This is a genomic window from Herminiimonas contaminans, assembly GCF_015645465.1.
Lineage (GTDB): Bacteria > Pseudomonadota > Gammaproteobacteria > Burkholderiales > Burkholderiaceae_D > Oxalicibacterium > Oxalicibacterium contaminans.
In genome coordinates this window covers 1-19,705 of the sequence record NZ_JADOEL010000024.1, presented here as the reverse complement: position 1 = coordinate 19,705, position 19,705 = coordinate 1, and the positions used below count along the sequence as shown (strand labels likewise).

The following is a 19,705-nucleotide window of genomic DNA, read 5'->3' as shown; positions in this document are numbered from 1 at the left end:
CGCTGGCTATGGACCTATAATCACGAACGCCCCAACATGGCCATCGGAGGCATCACCCCAAAACAGAAACTGGCCCTGGCCGCATAGTCTCTACTCTCAAGTCGCTTTAAAAATGGGGGGATTACCCCGCGAGCTGGGCAGGGTGGTACGAACGCAATTTCTGCTGAAATACATCAATGACGCGGAGCTGCGGAAAAGCATCCACGCGGCGACCAACAAGAGCGAAGAGTTCAACGATTTCGTGAAGTGGCTGTTTTTTGGCGGCGACGGCATCATCTCCGAGAACATCCGGCATGAGCAGCGCAAGGTCATCAAGTACAGCCACCTGGTGGCCAACATGGTCATCCTTCACAACGTCCACGGCATGTCGCGGGTGCTGAAGGATCTGCAGGCGAAGGGATATGTATTGACAGAGGAGATATTGCGCGGCACGGCACCATACCGGCGGGAGCATATCAATCGGTTTGGGGAATATCCGCTGGATCTCGATCGGGAGTTCGAACCAATCAATTACAAGTTAGATTTCGCCATATAAATCATCAAGTTAGATCACTTTTGGCGAAAAAAACCGTAATCCCGGCCGTCCCTCCAATATATTATGAGAACTATCGGTGCTTCCATCGTCGACATAAATAACTTCCCATTCTTGCTGCAGGCCTGACAACGCTTTTTCTAAACGGTCATGGAATATTGGCAGGACGCTTTCCTCATTGAACAAAGGGACAATTACAGATAATTTGTATGAAACAGCCCTACTCCCATCAATAGAGGGAATCTGAAATAAATTTTCCATCGCACTTTTCTATTCTTTATGAAAAATTACAGCGCGCATAGATGATGAATAACTAGTTAATTATTCAAATAGAAATACTTCCATCAATGCGCGGAAAAAAATTATCAAGATTGACAATTCAAGCCGCGAAATAACGCCAAAGCAAGATGTGCTTCTTGATGTAGCTTTTTAAAGAACTAGTAGTTCCGCATGCTTAAAAACACAGACGGATTACTAGATTGGGAGAGGCGAAAATCTAGGGGGGCGAAATGGCGCATCGATTGCCGCAAGGGGCATGGATACAACATTAAAATACGCATCAATGAACGACGCGATCGAAAGAAAAGAAATTTTGAGGTTGATGCCTAGAAAAAATTGTAGTTGGTTCGCTGCATGCAGTAATTCATGTTCAACACTCAGCGAACTATTAGCGCTTATGTTGTCTGCAATATCCGTATCATGTAATGAAACATAATTCGTCGTAGTGGTTTCTGAAACCACATTAACTTCATGTTCAAGGTCGTGTATAAGAAAGTGCGAATAATTGCTCCAAACGCCCATGTTGGTCATAAATAAAAATATGACCAACATGGCCAACGTGAAGCACTTTGAAAGCACCATGTCCATATCGACTATCGTTGCCTAAAACGAAAAATTTCTTTTAAACACGAAATCAGTTTTCATAATACGTCGCATATTTTTATGTCGCCAATAACTCAGTGAATCTCGATCAGCGTTAGAAAGGATTAAGCATTCCTAAGCACGCTATCAGCGCCAAAATCAGTAAAGCGCAGCCAGATTCCAAAACCAAGCTACTTCTTAGAGCAGCAATAGCCGGGCCGTGATTGTCGTTAGCAATCGAAGCTTCAAGCTTAGGCGTCAATCGATAACGGTTGGCGGCCGCTAAAGCGAGCATGGCCAGAAAGAATGCTAGCTTTATCGTTAGTAGGACGCCGTATGTGGTGGTAAATATACTGCTGAAGTTCAATCCTGAAATCATCAAATAGTTTATCGTGCCCGTTACTAGCAGAGTGGAAACTATGACGCTCCCCATTATTGCGAATCCATTCAACATACGACCCAGTTGTTCCACTTCAGCGCGTCCACCCTTTGGTACCCAGCGCAGAAGTAACACAAAGGATGCTAATGCCCCGATCCATGCTCCCGCAGCAATTAGATGGACAATGTCAGCGCCCAAATGGACGAACCCTTTGACATCTTCATTCATAACACCGTGCCCGCCCCACGCTAAGGTTGCCAGAGCTATGCCCCCGAAAACGGTCATTAAAACAAGCTGATAAGCCGGTCGTCTGGTTAATATACTAGTGGCAAGAGCGACAAATAAAGCCAATGCTGCCAAACGGATGAGCAATGCCGTACCAAAACTCATCTCAAATAGCGCCATGGAAAATGCATCCGGTGCTATATCAAAATAGCTTTCCGCTCCACTCATCATTTTGGTTGAAACAACGAGCCCTACAATTGATAAAACGATTGCAATAATCGCCAGCATCTTGCTTTTTACTACAAATCGCTTAGCTGTAATGGACTCCCTCTCATCGGGCTTTAGGGAGTACAGGGCAAATAAAGGGAGTCCAAAAACCAACATCAAATCCAGATATAAAGAAAAGCGAACGATCACATTTGCCCAGTCCATCCGTTCCTCACTTTACGGTAAACGTAATCTTGCCCGTGATTGGATGGGTATCTGTCGACACTGCGCGCCATTCAACGTTATATTTTCCCGGCGTCAACGGCTGATTTGGTGTCAACACCATGACTTTCGGGTCATCGGTGCCTCCGATCTTAGCAGCCATTTTCATGGCGCCCATGCCAGGCATTTCCGCCATGATCAAATTAGCGCCTGAAAACTGTTTTGTGAGATTTTCAGAGAAACGCAATTCGATTTTCGCCGGAGCTGGCCCCTCAGAATTATCCTTTGGCGTAGACTCAACCAAACTAGGGTGTGCGAAATGCAGAGGTTGCCACCAAGGTGACGAGAGCGGCGACGCCAATCTGACGTATATTACGGATGTTAAACATGATATTCCTTTAAAGTTTGTGGAAGATTGTGAAGCACTTAAAACCAAAATCTTACGCCGGCGACAACTTGAGTCTGCCGGGCATCTCCCCCGGCATTGCGTACTAAAGTAGCCGTGCGGCCAAAACGCGCGCTGCGTTCAATGCCGATATATGGTGCGAACTGACGACTAAACTCGTAACGCAACCGTACTCCGAATGTTGCGTTGGAAAGTCCGCGCCCTACGCCGACTTCAGGGTCGTCTTTACCATATACGTTTGTTTCTACCCGGGGTTGCAAGATAAGCCGCTGAGTGAGTAAAAGCTCGTATTCAGCCGACAATCGAAATGCAGTGCGTCCTTCCGCGCCGAGGTAAGCTGTAGCGTCCACCTGAAACCAATAAGGAGCCAACCCCTGTACCCCAAATGCCAACCAATTTCGCGAGGGGCCATTGGCGTTTATATCGTTACGTACACCGGCCTGCACATCCCAGTATGGATGAAAGGCCTTAGCCCAAAGGAGCTCAGTACGTGCGTCTTCGACGCGCCCTTTCGCCACCTCACCTTCAGCTTTCACTGTAAGTTTGTTATAACTGTCTCCGTACCAAGCTTGTAATTCATAAGAATTTGAATTGCCGCCATTGCTATGACCTCGCTCAAAACGGTCTGCCAATAACGAAACGAACTTGTGTTCGTCAGCCATCATCAAAGAGCGTTGCTCGCCAACAGCGTATAGCCCGGTTCCCAGCTGATATCCGCCCGAGTAGGCATGAGGGTCGCGCGCATCTGCAGGCGCAGAGCCTCCTCCCATATCAGACATTCCAGACATACCACCCATTTGCATATTCCCATGACCGGCAGCATTTGATGCTGGTGGGGCCGCACTGTCATCCATCGTCCCGAAGCCGGCATCCGTAGCGCTTTGAATGCCCATTTGCCCATGGCTACTATGATTATCTGGCGCACTCTGCGCCAATGCGGCAGACGAAGCGACGCAAATCAGCGATGCGAAAAAAGCCTTGCTAACTATAAAATTAGGCATACTTGGAATCCTTGGTTTGGTGATGGTAATCATGCAATGATCACTTCCCGGAACATGCCGGCATCCATGTGCATCATGAGGTGGCAGTGCCAAGCCCAGCGTCCCAGAGCATCTGCCGTGACCAAAAAGCTGATCCTTTGTGCAGGTTGGACCGGAATGGTATGACGTCTCGCCAAGAACTCGCCTTCTGGTGTCTCGAGTTCGCTCCATACGCCATGCAAATGCATCGGATGCGTCATCATGGTGTCGTTCTGCAGAATGACTCTCACTCGCTCGCCATATTTAAAATGCACGGGACTGGATTTGCCGAACTCCAAGCCATCAAATGACCAGGTGTATCGCTCCATATTTCCAGTCAAATGCAGCTCGATCTCGCGACCTGGTCCGCGCGGGTCCAGAGGGCCGCCGATCGTATGCATATCTGCCAGCGTAAGTACGCGACGACCATTGTTACGCAGTCCGACGCCAGGATCGCTCAAAGAGGTACGTGGTGAGTCGATACGATTGTCCGTACTGGCTCCATATTCGGTACTGGCATGACGAGGTTTTTTGCTTGGGATCTTGAGTGGATCAGAGTTTGCTGCATGTTGAGAATGATCCATGGCCATGCCACCGTGCTGCATGCCCATTGCGCTATGGTCCATGCCAGCCATATTGGGCATCTGAGCCATGCTGTCACCTTCCATACTCGACATGCCAGACATATCCATATTGTCCATACTCATGCCACCCATATTCATCGCGCCGTGGTCCATGCCCGCCATGTTAGACATATCGCCCATCATGTCTTCCATGCTCAGCCATTCCAACTTGTCGATTGCGGGGACAGGAGCGCGCAAACCTGACTTGACTGCCAAGGTACCCAGCGCATAACCCGTTCGATCCATGGTTTGAGAAAAGATGGTGTAAACGTCGTCCTTGGGTTCGACGACCACATCACATGTTTCACCAGGGCCAAAACGGAATTCATCCACGGAAATCGGCTCAATGTTGACGCCATCAACCTGAACTACTTTTAACTTCAACCCTGGAATGCGTACGTCATAAAAAGTGTTGCCGGATCCGTTAATACAGCGCAGGCGAATCTTTTCTCCCTTCTGGAAAAGTCCAGTCCAGTTGCCTGCTGGCGTAATGCCATTTGTCAGGAAGGTCAAGACGGCCGCCGACAAATCTCCCATGTCGGTGGGATTCATCCGCATTTCGTTCCACATCTTCCGTTTCGAGAGGGCTGCTTTCCAACCATCTTTCGATACATCACTGAAGAACTCTCCTGCCGTCAACTGTCCGTAGTTGTAATAATCACCTTGTTTTTTTAAGCGGCCCAACACAGTCATTGGGTCGTCATCCATCCAATCCGAGAGCAATAAGACGTGTTCGCGATCGGCCGCAATATCTTTTCCTTCAGCGGGATCGATAATGATCGCGCCGAACATGCCCGTCTGCTCCTGAAAACCTGAATGGGAGTGGTACCAATAAGTGCCGCTTTGCTGAACCTTAAAGCGATAAGTGAACGTCTCCCCTGGCGCAATACCATTAAAACTAATGCCTGGCACACCATCCATCTGAAAAGGCAGGATAATTCCGTGCCAGTGTATCGATGTCGAGACGGCTAGGCGATTAGTCACCCTGATAGTGACTGTTTCGCCTTCTTTCCAGCGTAGTGTGGGCGCCGGCAGCGTGCCGTTGATAGTAGTTGCAATTGCCGGTTTGCCAGTGAAGTTGACTGGCGACTCCGCTACGACTAAATCAAACTGTGTCCCCTTGAGCACAGGGGCGGCAGTTCCTGATGCGATGACATCTTGCGCAAGAACATGGCGCAAAGGGGTTGAAACACCTAGCAAAACCCCTCCCGCGGCAAGGCCTTTAACGAAACGACGACGAGATACAGACATAGTTGAGCGGGCTGACATATATGAGAGTCTCCGAACCAAAGGGAAAAGGTTTTTGATGAAGAGAATCATAATTCAAACAAATTATCTTTTGCATTACGGGTTCATTACAAACGTGTAATGTTCACGTAATTTAACGAGAGTTAGCGTATTGTTTGAGCTCATAAGTTAGCCCATACGGATTTGAAAATGAAATTATTAATCGTTGAAGACGAAGTAAAGACTGGCGAGTACCTACAGCAGGGGCTTATGGAAGCTGGCTTTGCCGTGGATTACGCTAATAATGGACTGGACGGGCATCATCTCGCCGTTACCGGAAGCTACGACCTTATCATCTTAGATGTGATGCTACCGGATATAGACGGATGGAAGATATTGCATGCATTGCGCAGTGCCGGAAACAGTGTTCCAGCTCTCTTTCTAACCGCCCGAGACGGCGTAGCGGATAGAGTAAAAGGTCTTGAGCTAGGCGCTGACGACTACATGGTTAAACCATTCGCGTTCTCAGAATTGCTAGCCCGAGTGAGGACATTGCTGCGAAGAGGGAATCCCAGCCCGCTAGTGGATAGGCTACAAGTATCTGATTTAGTCCTCGATCTTGCCCGGCGAGCGGCTACTCGTGCAGGGAAACGTCTAACCCTGACTAATAAGGAGTTTCTTCTATTGGAATTTTTAGTAAGACACAAAGGCGAAGTTCTACCCCGCTCTCTTATCGCCTCCCAAATTTGGGATATTAATTTTAATAGCGACACGAATGTTATTGATGTCGCTATTCGCCGCTTACGCGCCAAAATGGATGACGATTACGATCCGAAGTTAATCTCCACGATTCGGGGCGTCGGATATGTTCTGGAAGATCCAGCAGATGCCAGAGGCGTGTAATGTTCAGAAACTCACTGACAGCGCGATTAACTACTTTATTCGCAGCCACTTCTGTAGCAGTTTTGGTTGGTTTCGGCACACTCATTTCATCGGCTATCGAAGAACACTTTGCAGAACAAGATCAATTACTGCTTCAAAACGAATTGCAGTTGATTCAAAAAGTCATCAAAGAAAAAGGGATAGATTCGATCAGCCAGACATTTGGCGAGGCCTTGCACAATCATCCTGATTTTTACGTGGATGTCCGAGATATCGACGGAAAGGAAATTTATTCCACGTTGGGGCCTTTTCGCGATGCAATTCTGTCACGCGAACCTAATATCGAGACCGAGAACGATTTTGATGTAAGGATCGATGCACATCGAGAGTTTCAAGCTATTCGTGCTGAACTGAAAGCGTCCGTCGGCTCGCCCGTTATTGTCGTTATTGCTGTCGACAAGGCAATACACACGCATTTTATGAGCATGTTCCGAACTACGTTGATGCTCTACATCTTGGTCGCGGCAATGGCTACTATTATGCTGGGTTGGTGGGCTGCAAGACAAGGTCTATCTCCTTTGCGAACGATGGCAGCGCGCGCACAAGCCGTTACATCCCAGAACATGAAGGAGCGCATGCCTGTAGATGCAGTGCCGACAGAAATGACGGATCTGGCGGTCAAACTTAATGCCATGCTTGATCGCCTTCAAAATGATATCGCCAGATTGACGGAATTTTCCGCAGACCTTGCACATGAACTTCGCACCCCCATCAGCAATATGCTTACACAGACTCATGTTGTTTTGAATCAGAGTCGTAGTGCTGCTGATTACAGAGATTCTCTCAGCTCAAATGCAGAGGAGCTTCAACGGCTGGGAAAGACCATATCTGACATGCTGTTTCTGGCACAAACAGAAAACGGACTTGCCCTTCCATCTGTTGAGAAACTAAATATGGCGCAAGAGTGCCAAGCTTTGCTGGAATTCTACGAAGCCTTAGCCGAAGAAAAAGAAGTGACCTTGCGATGTGAAGGAGACGCTGTTGTTATCGGAGATCGCCTCATGTTTCGCCGTGCATTAAACAACTTGTTGTCGAATGCACTTCGATATACACCATCGCACGGAACTATTTCTATAAAGATAAAGGCAGCACAAGCCGGGACCGTCGTTACTGTAGAAAACGATGGAAAAGAAATACCTATCGAAATTCAACCGCATCTGTTTGATCGTTTTTATCGGGCCGATAAATCTCGCAAAAAATCGGAATCCGACTCAGCTGGTTTGGGCCTTTCCATAACGCGCGCGATCATGCAGGCACATGGAGGCAGTGTCTCTGTTGTGTCTGGGGAGAGCAAGACTGCATTTAGTCTTTATTTTCCGTCGTCGCAACAAAAATAACCCGAAATTATCAGAAATGGCATACCAATAGCGTATGCCAAATTCTCCCGAGTTATTTACTCCATCAGCGATGTATTCTTCCCGATAGAGTTATTTTTGAATAGACAAAACCGTCACTGTAGCAGTGCCATCAATGTTCTCGACCGTAAACTTTACCTTGTCGCCGACTTTGACGTCGGAAAGTAACCCTTTGTCTTTCACAGCAAACGACATAGTCATAGGTCCCATCTCTACTGTCGCGCTCTTGATGCGACCGTGTTTCAAAGTAATGTGACTATTTTCTTTCTCAACGGCGTTCACCACACCGTCAGACAGAGACATCGTATTCATTGGATTGCCTGGTATTTTGTCCTTCTTCATGCCACTCATATCTATTCCCCTGCTGCCCTGTTCTGCGTAGGCAGTTATAGCAATAAAAGAAAATCCAAAGACTGCTACCAGATTTAAAAGCGATTTTTTCATTTGATACTCCTTACTAGTTAGATTGATTTCTTTCCTGCTGCTAAACGTAGTTTGCGTTCTTGAAGCAAACGCCATGCTGCTGGAATTACAAACAGCGACAACAACGGTGCGGTAATCATGCCGCCCACCATAGGTGCGGCAATTCGCTGCATTACTTCAGAGCCAGCGCCACTACCGAACATAATCGGGATAAGGCCGGCCAAGATAACTGCCACTGTCATGGCTTTCGGACGCACACGCAATACAGCTCCTTCTCGTATCGCTTCCGCAATGAGTTCCTTGCTCAACGGCAAGCCTGACTGCAATCGTTGATTCAATGAGTTGCGTAGATAAACCAGCATCACGACGCCAAACTCAGCCGCCAGTCCTGCCAATGCTATAAAACCAACCGCAGTAGCCACTGAAACAGCATGGCCAAGAAACCACACAAACCAGAAGCCGCCAATAAGTGCAAAAGGCACAGTCAGCATAAGCAGGAATGCTTCCGATATGGAGTGGAATGCCAGGTACAGCAGAATGAAGATGACAGCCAACGTCAGCGGAATCACTGTTTGCAACTTGGCGACGGCCCGCTCTAGGTATTCAAATTGTCCCGACCAGCCAATTGCATATCCAGGTGGGAGTTTTACTTCTTTCGCCACTGCTGCCTGCATCGCCTTCACGGCTGAGTGCAAGTCGGTTCCACGTACATCGACATAGACCCAGCCAGAAAGTCGTGCGTTTTCGCTGCGTATCATTGGCGGCCCATCGGTTACTTTGATGTTTGTAATATCACCCAGCCTTACTTGTGCGCCTCTGTCTGTGACGATAGGAAAGTCACGCAGCGTTTGCACGGAGTTACGGTAATCCTGTGGATAACGGACATTGATAGGAAAGCGTTGGCGTCCATCTATAACTTCACCAATGTTTTCGCCCCCAATTGCAGATGAAATAACCGATTGCACGTCCGTCACTGCAAGGCCATATCGCGCTGCTTTTGCTCGGTCGATATCGACATCGATATAACGCCCACCGCTTACACGTTCCGCCAGTGCTGAAGTCACCCCCGGTACTTTTTTGACGACGGCTTCAATTTGCGTGGCGATTTTGTCGATTTGTCCGAGGTCGGCACCGGATACTTTCACACCGACAGGTGTCTTGATACCGGTTGAAAGCATGTCGATACGATTGCGGATGGGGGGCACCCAAACATTCGATAGCCCAGGTACCTTAACTATCCGGTCTAGTTCTTCAATGAGCTTGGCAGATGTCATACCAGCACGCCATTGGTCTTTCGGTTTGAACTGAATCGTTGTTTCAAACATCTCCAACGGCGCAGGGTCGGTCGCTGATTCCGCGCGGCCAGCTTTACCAAAGACCGTCGCGACTTCAGGTACCGTCTTGATGAGGCGGTCTGTCTGCTGCAACAATTCGCTGGCTTTGGATGCGGACAGTCCGGGCAATGCAGAAGGCATGTACAACAAATCACCTTCGTCCAAAGGTGGCAGGAACTCGCCCCCCAGCTTGGACAGCGGAATCACTGTCAGGACAAGACCGATGAACGCAATGACAATCGTCCATTTCGGATGCGCCAAACTTGCATTCAACCAAGGTCGATACGCACGTATCAGTACACGATTAATCGGATTCGATGCTTCGCTAGGAATACGTCCGCGAATCATGTATCCCATCAGCACAGGAATCAAAGTAATCGCCAGGCCAGCCGCGGCAGCCAAGGTGTAGGTTTTTGTATAGGCCAATGGTGCAAACAGCTTGCCCTCCTGCGCTTCCAAGGCGAATACCGGAATGAAAGAAAGCGTAACGATAAGTAGTGAGAAGAACAGCGCCGGCCCAACCTCGATAGCAGACTCTGCAATCAAGTCCCACCGCTCTTTCGCACTTATTTCCTGATTCGGATGCGCATGGGAATAGGCTTCCAGATGCTTGTGTGCATTCTCAATCATGACAATTGCTGCATCGACCATCGCACCGACGGCAATGGCGATACCGCCCAATGACATCAGATTGGCATTGACCCCTTGGTAGCGCATCACAATGAAGGCAGCGAGTACACCCAAAGGAAGCGAAATGATGGCGACCAACGCACTGCGCAGATGAAACAGGAAGATGGCACAAACCAGTGCCACTACGACAAACTCTTCAATCAGCTTGTCGCGAAGATTAATCACGGCTGCCGTAATCAGCTTGGAGCGGTCATAGGTCGTGACCACCTCCACATCTTTCGGAAGTGAATTTTGCAGAGTGGCGAATTTTGCCTTGACTGCCTTGATGGTCTCCAACGCGTTCTTACCTGAGCGCATGACAACAACGCCACCAGCGACTTCACCTTCGCCATTCAACTCTGCAATACCACGACGCATTTCAGGGCCAATGCGCACTGTTGCCACATCCCTGAGTATTACCGGTGTACCTGCCTCATTTGCATTCAGCAGGACATTGCGGAAATCTTCCAGAGAACGCAGATACCCATGCGAGCGGACCATATATTCGGTCTCGGCCATCTCAACGACCGAACCACCGGATTCCTGATTCGCCTTCGCCAGTGCATCCAGCACCTTTGCATGCGAGATACCGAATGCGCGTAACTTGTCTGGGTCAAGAATGACTTGATACTGCTTCACCATGCCACCGATGCTGGCGACCTCTGCTACGTCAGGGACGGTTTTGAGCTCGAACTTCAGAAACCAGTCATTCAAGGTTCGTAATTGACTGAGGTCGTTTTGCCCAGTACGGTCGACCAGCGCATATTCAAATACCCAACCGACTCCGGTTCCATCCGGCCCAAGTTCGGCGCGCACACCTTGCGGTAAGCGGCTTTGCACCTGACTGATGTATTCCAACACTCTGGAGCGAGCCCAGTATTGGTCCGTCGCATCGTCAAAAAGAACATAGACGAATGAGTCGCCAAAGAAGGAGTAACCGCGGACAGTCTTAGCACCCGGAACAGCCAACAGTGCTGTGGTTAGTGGATAGGTAACTTGGTCTTCCACTATCTGCGGGGCCTTGCCAGGATACTGTGCACGAATGATGACTTGTGTGTCCGACAGGTCTGGCAGCGCGTCCAACGGCGTTTTACTCAAGGACCAAAGTCCCCAGCCCGCGATGACGAGGGCAGCAAGCAGTACCCAAAATCGGTTGCTAATGGACCAGCGAATAATTCGCGCAATCATTGCTTTCCTCCGACCGGTTTGACGCTTTCTAGCAGGTAGCCGTCGTCATTTTCCCGGAATGAGAACTCAACTTCCTGCCCTGTTTTTATCTCGCTGAATAGCTCAGGACGCGACTTGCTAAAGTCCATTGTCATCGCACCCCATTCAAGGTCCGGAATCGGCTTGTGCGAAAGAGTTAGCGCTTTAGGTGTCACTTTCTCTACAGTACCTATGCCACGATAAACAGGAGAAGCTGCTGGCTGCATCGCCTGCTTATTACCAGCAAACTTAGGCAATACCGATTTCAGACTTGCTTCTGAATCAATAAGAAATTGCCCCGAAGCGACCACTTTCTGGCCTTCACTCAAACCACTCAAAATCTCGGTATCGTTGCCGATATCCCGGCCAGTAGTCACCACCATAGGTTGCATGCTGTTGTTTTCGCCAACCACCAGCACGACGAATTGCTTGCCGTTTGCAATCACGGCCTCACTCGGAACTAGAAGCCGCGAAACTGGCTTCTCAGCATCCAGGCGAACACGCATGAGCATGCCGGGTGTAAGACTGCCATCACGATTATCCAGCTCCAGTCGAGCCTGCAAGGTCCGCGTCGCATTACTGATACCCGGCAGGATTTCGCGAACCTGACCGTTGTATTTCCTATTCGCATCGCCGGAGAATGTAGTTTCAACCGCCATGCCGGAACGGACTGTATTGCTCAGTGCTTCGGGGACTTCTGCTACCAGCCACACTTTGTTCAAACCTGCGACTTTCGCAATGGTCATGCCGGGCGTTACCATCGCACCATCGCGTACGGACAACTCGGTAATGACGCCGGAAACTGGGGATGTCAGCGTGAAGTGCTTTTGGGATTGGCCGGTACGATCCACCTGATTGATCAATCCGTCCGGGATAGACATCGCTCGCATTCTTTGCCGAGCAGCTACCGCCAGTTCGGTATTGCCACCACGCTTGAGTGCCAGATATTCTTCTTGTGGTGCAATCCAGTCGGGAACAAAAATAGAAGCGATTGCCTCACCGCGCTGAATGCGTTGTTGAGGTGAGCGGGCATATAGTTTGTCGATGTATCCCGTCACGCGGCTTTGCACGACTTCCGATGCGCTCTCATCAAACTGCGTTGTGCCGACCATTTCAAATGCATCCCGTACTTCTTCGCGTCTTACGGTCGCAAAGCGAATACCGAGATTCTGTTGAAGTCTAGAACTGACTTTTACCCCACCATCTTCCGAGCCTTCATCCGCAAAGACCGGGACCAACTGCATATCCATGAAAGGACTTTTACCAGGTTTGTCGAACTTGTTTCCCGGGACCATGGGGTCATGCCAATACAGGACTTTACGCCCTGTCTTCAGGTCAACCCTTTCAGTCGCTGCTCCAGATGAAGAGGTGCCATTCATACTGCTTTGCGTACCTAACCAATACCCACCAAACATGAGGCCTGCACCTGCTAACGCCAAGACAATCGCTTTCAATGCGAATTTCGATTTCATTTCATTTCCCCTGCGGACACCATGTCATGTGGAACCACGTGATATTCCAACGCTGCCCAAGTCAGCGCTGCTTCTCTTTCAAGTTCAGCTATTTGCAGCCGTCGTTCCAACAGTGTTTTTTTGGCATTGAAAACAGCACTGAGGCTGCCTGCACCTGAGCGGTAAGCAGCCGTTGCCAGTTCTGCCTGTTGCGATGCGGCCGGCAGCAACTGAGCAGTAAGTTGCTTAATACGTCCTTTAAGACTCTCCAGTGTTGAAGACTGGCTCTCTATCTCAGTTTGCAGGTCACGCAATGCTTCTTCGTACTGCATTCTTGCTTTGGTTCCCAAGGCCGATTTTTCAGCGATGTCACGATTCTGTTTTTGTGCACGATTAACGGGAAGAGGAATGCTGATGCCAAAGGACACCATGTTTGAATACTGACTGCCTCGCTGGCTGTAACCCGCTTCAACAGACCAGTCTGGATTGCTTTCGCGGGTAGCAACCGTGCTATCGGCGTCGGCCAAATTGATTGCGCGGCGAGCCGTCAATAACATCGGGTGATACTTTTCTAGTTCCTCGATAGGCAATTCAGGTACATGCGACGTCAGTTTTGGTGTCTCGTCACTGACAGTTGCGGCAGGCATACCAGTCCAACGGCTTAGAGCAAGACGCGCATTCCGCAAATCTTGTGTGTTTTTACGCATCGCATCTTGCGCCTGTGAAAGTGTCAATTGCGCTTGCATCACGTCGGAGGCGTTTGCCTTGGCGCCACGATGTGCAGCATTCACTGCATTCAGATCATCGGACGTTTCTTTTTCCATGGCGCTGACCAATGCTAATGTGCGTTGACCGTAAAGTACATTGACCCATGCCTTGGCTGCTCCTTCCCTCACCTTGGCAACACTTTCCAGATAAATGCTTTCTTCCATTTCGACGGCACGTTGGGCACGCTCAGAGCGTGCCACTCGCTTGTCGGAAGAAACCCATTGCTGTTCGATTCCAACTCGACGCATGGTCATGAAATCACTCGTGGTGCTATAACGGTCGCTCCCCGTCACAGGCAGATTATCGATGCCAACTTTCAGCATGGGATCAGGTAATTGGTCAGCTTTAGCTGCAGATTCGCGACTGGCCAATAAAGAGGCATTAGCGGCCTTGGTCAACGACGAACGCTGCAGTGAAAGTTGCACTGCCTCGTTTAATGTAAGTCCATTGGCCTGAGCGTGAACAAAAGATGTGCCAAAAACCAGCGCCAGTAAAACGCTGGTTCGGCAGAGAGTGCGCGACTGATGATTCAGTAGCGCTTGGATACGCAAAAACATATAACCCCCGGTAGTAAAGACGAACGCTGACTACGGCACAATGCCGGTCAGCGAAACAACTGAGGGTTAAATCAAATGCGGAGTCGTTGCGTTCGGAGATAAGGCGGGCCTACGCCTAATTCCAGAGGAGCGTCTATCCAGGCTGAAGCCAGAACGGTAGGAACAACCGGCAGAGGTGCCGGCATGATGAATAAAACGATAGTTGGTGCAAGCGATGGTGCGGCGGCCAGATGTTCAAGTGCCAGTTTGGCACCTGACTGTTGTTCAGCGCAGTGAACTGGTTTCTCGATGTCTATTCCGGCACATGGCATGTCACCCATCGCCATTTCTTGCACAGGCACCATTGTCTGCGGACAGACGTAGGCAGCCATTGCTACCCCGGAGGTCAGAACAGTCATGACCAGGAAGCAAGCAATGAAACGGCAAAAAGATGAGAAGGAGTGTTGGCGCATTTGGAATGGATTTATAAAGCTTTTTATAGTTTTACGCAATTGATTTGCGAACCATATCAGGCTATATCGACGGATTACATCTTTGCAATACCGTTGTCATGTTTGTGTAACTGCCCAATTTCTACAATACACCCATTGATACATTAAATCGCTAACCAACTGAAACAATGTATCTCATCGATTTCGTTTTGAATTTACCTAGACGAATCAACCCTAACTTTGGAGAATTGAAATGAACAGCCAACACAAAAAACTCATTGCGGTTATTGCTATATCCATAGCATCAGGCACTACTTTTGCGCACACTGCGAATACTAATACCTTACAACTTGCCCAAGCCGATGAATCTAACTATCCAATCCTTCCATCATTTGCATCGACCAAAACTCGCGCAGAAGTAAAGGCGGAATTACAGCAGGCTCGCGAAAAAGGACTACTCGCAACTACTGATAGCGACTATCCAAAGTTGCCTGTAGTTACTAGCAGCAAAACACGAGCCCAAGTTAAAACCGAACTTGAACAAAGCAAGGCAAGTGGCAAATTCAAACGACTTGAGAAAGAGCAATACAGCGGCTAATCATTCGTCAACCTAATAAGTTCTTCCCTAGTACTGCCTATTGTCGAAAGATAACCTATCCCAGTCTATGCGGGGATGCGGAGCGGCAGTACTAGAATTTCCTATCCTTGATGGCCCTGCAATCGGACAGTTCATGGCTAGGTAAATACCTGCACTAAATACAAGTCAGACGGCAACACACTAATGCATCCGCGGCGCTCTTCAATAGTTCGTTTTCATCTGGCCTTATTGCTGTATCCGGCACGCTGTAGACCGGCGAGAATCCTCCGCCTACCGTACGAAAATTCGTAGTTTGTCCCTGATACAAACGAGCTGCCGTCCATTGAAGCTGGCCGTCATAAACATAGGCGCGAATATCAAATTTAAGCATTTCCGGGCTCTCTTTGCTTCCACTGACTCGTTCCCCTGGCGCCATGATTGCTTGCGCCACGTAATCTCCCGCTAAAATTTCTGTCCATACTCGCTTGGTTAGCTTGTCTCCCCGATACGTCGCGCGCGAACCAAAGCCTGCGCGTGGTTTGAAAAACAAATGACGGCGATCTTTCCATAGTTGCTCGGCATTGATAGCTTTCACAACTGAGGTCCGTGGAGTATTCGATAACAAAATTTCCTGAACGTCGAGAGGAACGCCAAGCTCTTGCAACATTTCAACATCGCCAAGTAACGCGAGATTATATTTGTCGGCATAGAGCGCATGCGCTTGCGGATGTGGCGTCAATACCACTGCATTGGCCAGATAGGCTGCGCGTAAGGCGGCACACTCATCAGTTTCCAGCATGAAATCAGTTAGCCGGTTATAAACCAGATCGATGAGCGTATCGCCGAACCATAACTTCCCTTGACGCCACTCCAAATCGGACGGATCGACTATGACGGACTGTATCTCGTGCCGCTTGAATAACTGCTGGAACAACAGAAACTCAGGGTACATATATTGTTGCTGCGGATGCGTGTCGACAATCGCGATTGTATTGAGCGATGTTTCTTTAGCAGATAAGCTCCATTCGCTTTGAAACATATCGACAAAAGTTTTTTCAAGCGCTGCAGCCGATTCATTGGCTAATGCCATGCTCTTCGGATCCAAGCAGCAGGATTGATGAACACGTGCCATGACAGCATTGAACATCGCGCCACCAGCGTTGGTGTTGATTTCAATGAGTCCCAAACCATCGTTACTTAAATGAAAGTCATAACCAAAAAAAACGCCTTTTGCCCCGCCCGGATCGTGTCGAACAACCTCCGATGCATTGGCAAAAATATGTGCTCTATAAGCTGGCAGAGCAATGACCGATTCAATCGCCCGGATCACGCTTACCATGCGCTTGATCTGGCTATCGGAAGCGAATACGGGGCGCGCAGAAAATAAATACGGGCAACGTTCTTCGACCAGAGCCACTAATTCAGGAGAATTAAGTTCAATGGCAAGCGCATGCTTTAGTGCGTCGCTATCCAGACTTATGCAAAAGCATGCGTGATTGAACTGCTCGCTAAACTGGCCGACGATCTTTTTTCTCTGAAGTGTATGCGTCATTGATTTCCGTCTTAGGGTATCTGTAAAAAAATCATTTGGTTGTGCCACGCAGCCGCAACGCATTGGTAATCACTGATACCGAGCTCAGGCTCATCGCAAGTGCGGCAGCCATGGGAGACAGTAGCTGTCCAGTGAAAGGGTAAAGTAGGCCGGCAGCCAACGGAATACCCAACGCGTTATAGAGGAATGCGAAGCCAAGGTTTTGATGCATATTCCGTACCGTATTCAGTGAAAGTGTTCTGGCTTTTGCAATGACGCGCAGATCTCCCTTTACCAAGGTCAGATGCGCACTATTAATCGCGACATCAGTTCCCGTCCCCATGGCAATGCCGACATCCGCCTTGGCAAGTGCAGGTGCGTCGTTGATGCCATCCCCTGCCATTGCTACGACTTTTCCTTCTTTCTGCAGTCGTTCTACCAATGCCAATTTGTCTTGCGGTTTAACTTCGCCATACACTTCGCTAATCCCAAGTTTTCCAGCCACTGATTTTGCAGTGGTAACCCCGTCCCCGGTTGCCATAATTACGTTGATGCCAGCTTCCCTCAACGCACTGAGCGCCCCCATCGTTGTTGCTTTAATCGGGTCTGACACTGCGACTAGCCCGATCAACTTTCCATCTACAGCCACGTGCATCACACTTGCCCCTTCACTCCGTAACTCTTCGGCTTGCGCCGACAAGCTAATCCACTCAATCTTTTCTTCATCCATGAGCGCCGTATTACCTACTGCTATTCGTTGGCCAGCAACAATCCCGCGCACACCAATTCCACTGGATGATTCAAAGCTTTCCGGTTTATCCAGAATCAAGTCCCGCTTACGCGCTTCAGTCACAATCGCTTGAGCAAGTGGATGTTCGCTGCCTTGGTCGATACTGGCCGCGATCTGAAGTACCGATGTCTCTGTTTGACCCTGTGCAGCGACAACACGATCAAATGCAGGCTTGCCTTCCGTCAGAGTGCCGGTTTTATCCACAATTAAAGTATTTACCTTACGCATGCCCTCAATGGCAGCAGCATCACGAAATAGCATCCCTTGTGTTGCTGCGCGTCCTGTTGCTGCCATGATTGACATCGGCGTGGCTAAACCAAGTGCGCAAGGACACGCAATGATCAAGACTGCGACCGCATTGACGAAGCCAAAGACCCAACTCGGTTCCGGGCCAAACAGACCCCATCCTAATAGCGTTAGAAAAGCGATGCCAACGACAACCAATACAAAATATCCGGCAACGACGTCGGCCAGACGTTGCATAGGTGCGCGCGAACGTTGAGCCTGAGCCACCATTTGTACAATCTGTGAAAGCATCGTTTGAGAGCCGACTTTTTCTGAGTGAATGACAAGACTGCCACTAGTATTAAGAGTCGCACCGATAACTTTATCTCCTTGTCGCTTGGTCACGGGCATAGGCTCGCCAGTCAACATGGATTCATCTACTGCGCTTTCTCCTTCTGCGACGACACCATCCACCGGCACTTTTTCACCGGGACGCACCCTTAGCGCGTCACCAATGTGTATGTGTGTGAGTGGCACATCTTCTTCAGTCCCATCCTTGTTAATTCGACGCGCAGTCTTTGGTGCAAGTCCCAATAGAGATTTAATAGCAGCTGACGTTTGTGAACGAGCCCTTAGCTCAAGAATTTGCCCAAGCAAGGTCAGCGAAACGATGACCGCAGCAGCCTCGTAATAAACACCGACGCGTCCATGCTCCATGAAGGTCGACGGAAATAATCCAGGTGCAAGTGTCGCCACCACACTGTAACCATATGCCGCTGTCACACCGGATCCGATTAACGTCCACATGTTAGGACTACGTCGCACGATGGATTGATAACAGCGTTCAAAGAAAGGCCAACCCGCCCATAACACCACAGGTGTACTTAATATTAGTTCGATCCAGTTTTGGTAAGGGATGCCCTCTGGAAAGAAACGGTGCGCGCCCATCGCTAAAGAAGTAACAATGATAGTTAGCGGCAATGTCCACCAGAAGCGGCGACGAAAATCTAGGAGCTCGGGATTTTCTTCATCCTCAAGCGAAGGCATGAGAGGCTCAAGTGACATGCCGCATATCGGACAATTGCCAGGATTCGGCTGTTGAATCTCGGGGTGCATCGGGCACGTATATATTGTTCCCTTCGGCAGATCAGGTTGCGGTGCCGAGATGTTTTTATCTATATAGATTTGTGGATTGACCTCAAATTTATGAATGCATTTGGTACTGCAGAAATAATATTTATTTCCTTCGTATTCAATTTCCATTTGCGGGTCGGCAGCAACCTTCATTCCACATACGGGGTCAGTAAAAGATTTATCCGAACCTTCTATTTTTTCATGGGAATTTACTGATTCGGAGGCAGCAACTGGATCGCCATGAATGTGGTCGTGAGGAGCGTTACTGTTCATTTGCCGGTCCTTTTTTGAAAGTCGATGCAATATGTCACGAATACGCGAGTGATTTTTAGCTTACCATCCGAGCGCAAGAAATAATAGATATCTCAAGCTATTATCTTGGCGGTTCCCACCGTGACAATGTCAAGAACGGTTGGTATTTAGTAATAAACGCGATGAATTTATGATCGGTCCTTCATTGACTTTGAAACACCTCATAGGCAGTGTGAACCGCCCCGGAAATTGTGGAGGCTTCTTTATCTGAGAGAATGGAGCCATGAAGAAAGCAAACAAGTTTTCCCCCGAGGTGCGCGAGCGCGCAGTACGGATGGTGCAGGAACACCGCGGTGCGT

General features: G+C 49.0%; 15 protein-coding genes and 2 pseudogenes. 4 read left to right on the top strand and 13 right to left on the bottom strand.

Annotation, left to right across the window (positions count from 1 at the left end):
- Positions 1–127: 127 nt before the first annotated feature.
- Positions 128–535: pseudogene (locus tag IXC47_RS18545) on the top strand (Tn3 family transposase); the annotation flags it as partial.
- Between the two features lie 9 nt (positions 536–544).
- Here IXC47_RS18545 and IXC47_RS18540 read toward each other — a convergent pair.
- From IXC47_RS18540 to IXC47_RS18515, 6 genes and pseudogenes are all read right to left on the bottom strand, one after another.
- The gene (locus tag IXC47_RS18540) at positions 545–793 is read right to left on the bottom strand and encodes a glycosyltransferase (protein WP_230089658.1); all 249 of its coding nucleotides are present in this window, start codon (positions 791–793) and stop codon (positions 545–547) included.
- A gap of 213 nt (positions 794–1,006) precedes the next feature.
- Positions 1,007–1,399, bottom strand: a complete 393-nt coding sequence (locus tag IXC47_RS18535) for a hypothetical protein (protein WP_041296486.1) — start codon at positions 1,397–1,399, stop codon at positions 1,007–1,009.
- A 109-nt stretch (positions 1,400–1,508) separates the two neighbouring features.
- A complete protein-coding gene (copD, locus tag IXC47_RS18530; protein WP_012079581.1) occupies positions 1,509–2,429 on the bottom strand; it encodes a copper homeostasis membrane protein CopD in 921 nt (306 codons plus the stop codon).
- A gap of 7 nt (positions 2,430–2,436) precedes the next feature.
- Positions 2,437–2,745: pseudogene (gene copC / locus IXC47_RS18525) on the bottom strand (copper homeostasis periplasmic binding protein CopC); the annotation flags it as partial.
- Between the two features lie 107 nt (positions 2,746–2,852).
- The gene (locus IXC47_RS18520) at positions 2,853–3,833 is read right to left on the bottom strand and encodes a copper resistance protein B (RefSeq protein WP_195876656.1); all 981 of its coding nucleotides are present in this window, start codon (positions 3,831–3,833) and stop codon (positions 2,853–2,855) included.
- 29 nt (positions 3,834–3,862) lie between these two features.
- A complete protein-coding gene (locus IXC47_RS18515) occupies positions 3,863–5,743 on the bottom strand; it encodes a copper resistance system multicopper oxidase (protein WP_041296971.1) in 1,881 nt (626 codons plus the stop codon).
- Between the two features lie 168 nt (positions 5,744–5,911).
- On the opposite strand from IXC47_RS18515, the gene IXC47_RS18510 reads away from it, so the two are divergent.
- On the top strand, positions 5,912–6,604 hold the full coding sequence (locus IXC47_RS18510; RefSeq protein WP_012079577.1) for a heavy metal response regulator transcription factor: 693 nt from the start codon (positions 5,912–5,914) through the stop codon (positions 6,602–6,604).
- Positions 6,604–7,980, top strand: a complete 1,377-nt coding sequence (locus IXC47_RS18505) for a heavy metal sensor histidine kinase (protein WP_012079576.1) — start codon at positions 6,604–6,606, stop codon at positions 7,978–7,980. Before IXC47_RS18510 ends, IXC47_RS18505 begins: the two co-directional genes overlap by 1 nt.
- Before the next feature lie 90 nt (positions 7,981–8,070).
- On the opposite strand, the gene IXC47_RS18500 is transcribed toward IXC47_RS18505, so the two are convergent.
- The 5 genes from IXC47_RS18500 to IXC47_RS18480 form a co-directional block, all read right to left on the bottom strand.
- Positions 8,071–8,442, bottom strand: coding sequence for a copper-binding protein (locus tag IXC47_RS18500; protein WP_012079575.1), 372 nt, complete (start codon positions 8,440–8,442; stop codon positions 8,071–8,073).
- Positions 8,443–8,459: 17 nt separating this feature from the next.
- Positions 8,460–11,612: an efflux RND transporter permease subunit gene (locus tag IXC47_RS18495; RefSeq protein ID WP_195876655.1), complete on the bottom strand. Its 3,153-nt coding sequence runs from the start codon at positions 11,610–11,612 to the stop codon at positions 8,460–8,462.
- On the bottom strand, positions 11,609–13,102 hold the full coding sequence (locus tag IXC47_RS18490; RefSeq protein ID WP_012079573.1) for an efflux RND transporter periplasmic adaptor subunit: 1,494 nt from the start codon (positions 13,100–13,102) through the stop codon (positions 11,609–11,611). Before IXC47_RS18490 ends, IXC47_RS18495 begins: the two co-directional genes overlap by 4 nt.
- On the bottom strand, positions 13,099–14,406 hold the full coding sequence (locus tag IXC47_RS18485) for a TolC family protein (RefSeq protein WP_012079572.1): 1,308 nt from the start codon (positions 14,404–14,406) through the stop codon (positions 13,099–13,101). Before IXC47_RS18485 ends, IXC47_RS18490 begins: the two co-directional genes overlap by 4 nt.
- Positions 14,407–14,477: 71 nt before the next feature.
- Positions 14,478–14,804 carry a hypothetical protein gene (locus IXC47_RS18480; RefSeq protein WP_230089655.1) on the bottom strand — a complete coding sequence of 109 codons (327 nt, stop codon included), beginning with the start codon at positions 14,802–14,804 and terminating at the stop codon, positions 14,478–14,480.
- A 286-nt stretch (positions 14,805–15,090) separates the two neighbouring features.
- On the opposite strand from IXC47_RS18480, the gene IXC47_RS18475 reads away from it, so the two are divergent.
- Positions 15,091–15,435, top strand: a complete 345-nt coding sequence (locus tag IXC47_RS18475; protein ID WP_195876654.1) for a DUF4148 domain-containing protein — start codon at positions 15,091–15,093, stop codon at positions 15,433–15,435.
- A 154-nt stretch (positions 15,436–15,589) separates the two neighbouring features.
- Here IXC47_RS18475 and IXC47_RS18470 read toward each other — a convergent pair whose 3' ends face one another.
- Entirely contained in the window at positions 15,590–16,966 is a 1,377-nt protein-coding gene (locus IXC47_RS18470; RefSeq protein ID WP_195876653.1) for an ATP-grasp domain-containing protein, read from the bottom strand.
- 31 nt (positions 16,967–16,997) lie between these two features.
- A complete protein-coding gene (locus IXC47_RS18465) occupies positions 16,998–19,367 on the bottom strand; it encodes a heavy metal translocating P-type ATPase (protein ID WP_195876652.1) in 2,370 nt (789 codons plus the stop codon).
- Positions 19,368–19,705 lie beyond the last annotated feature (338 nt).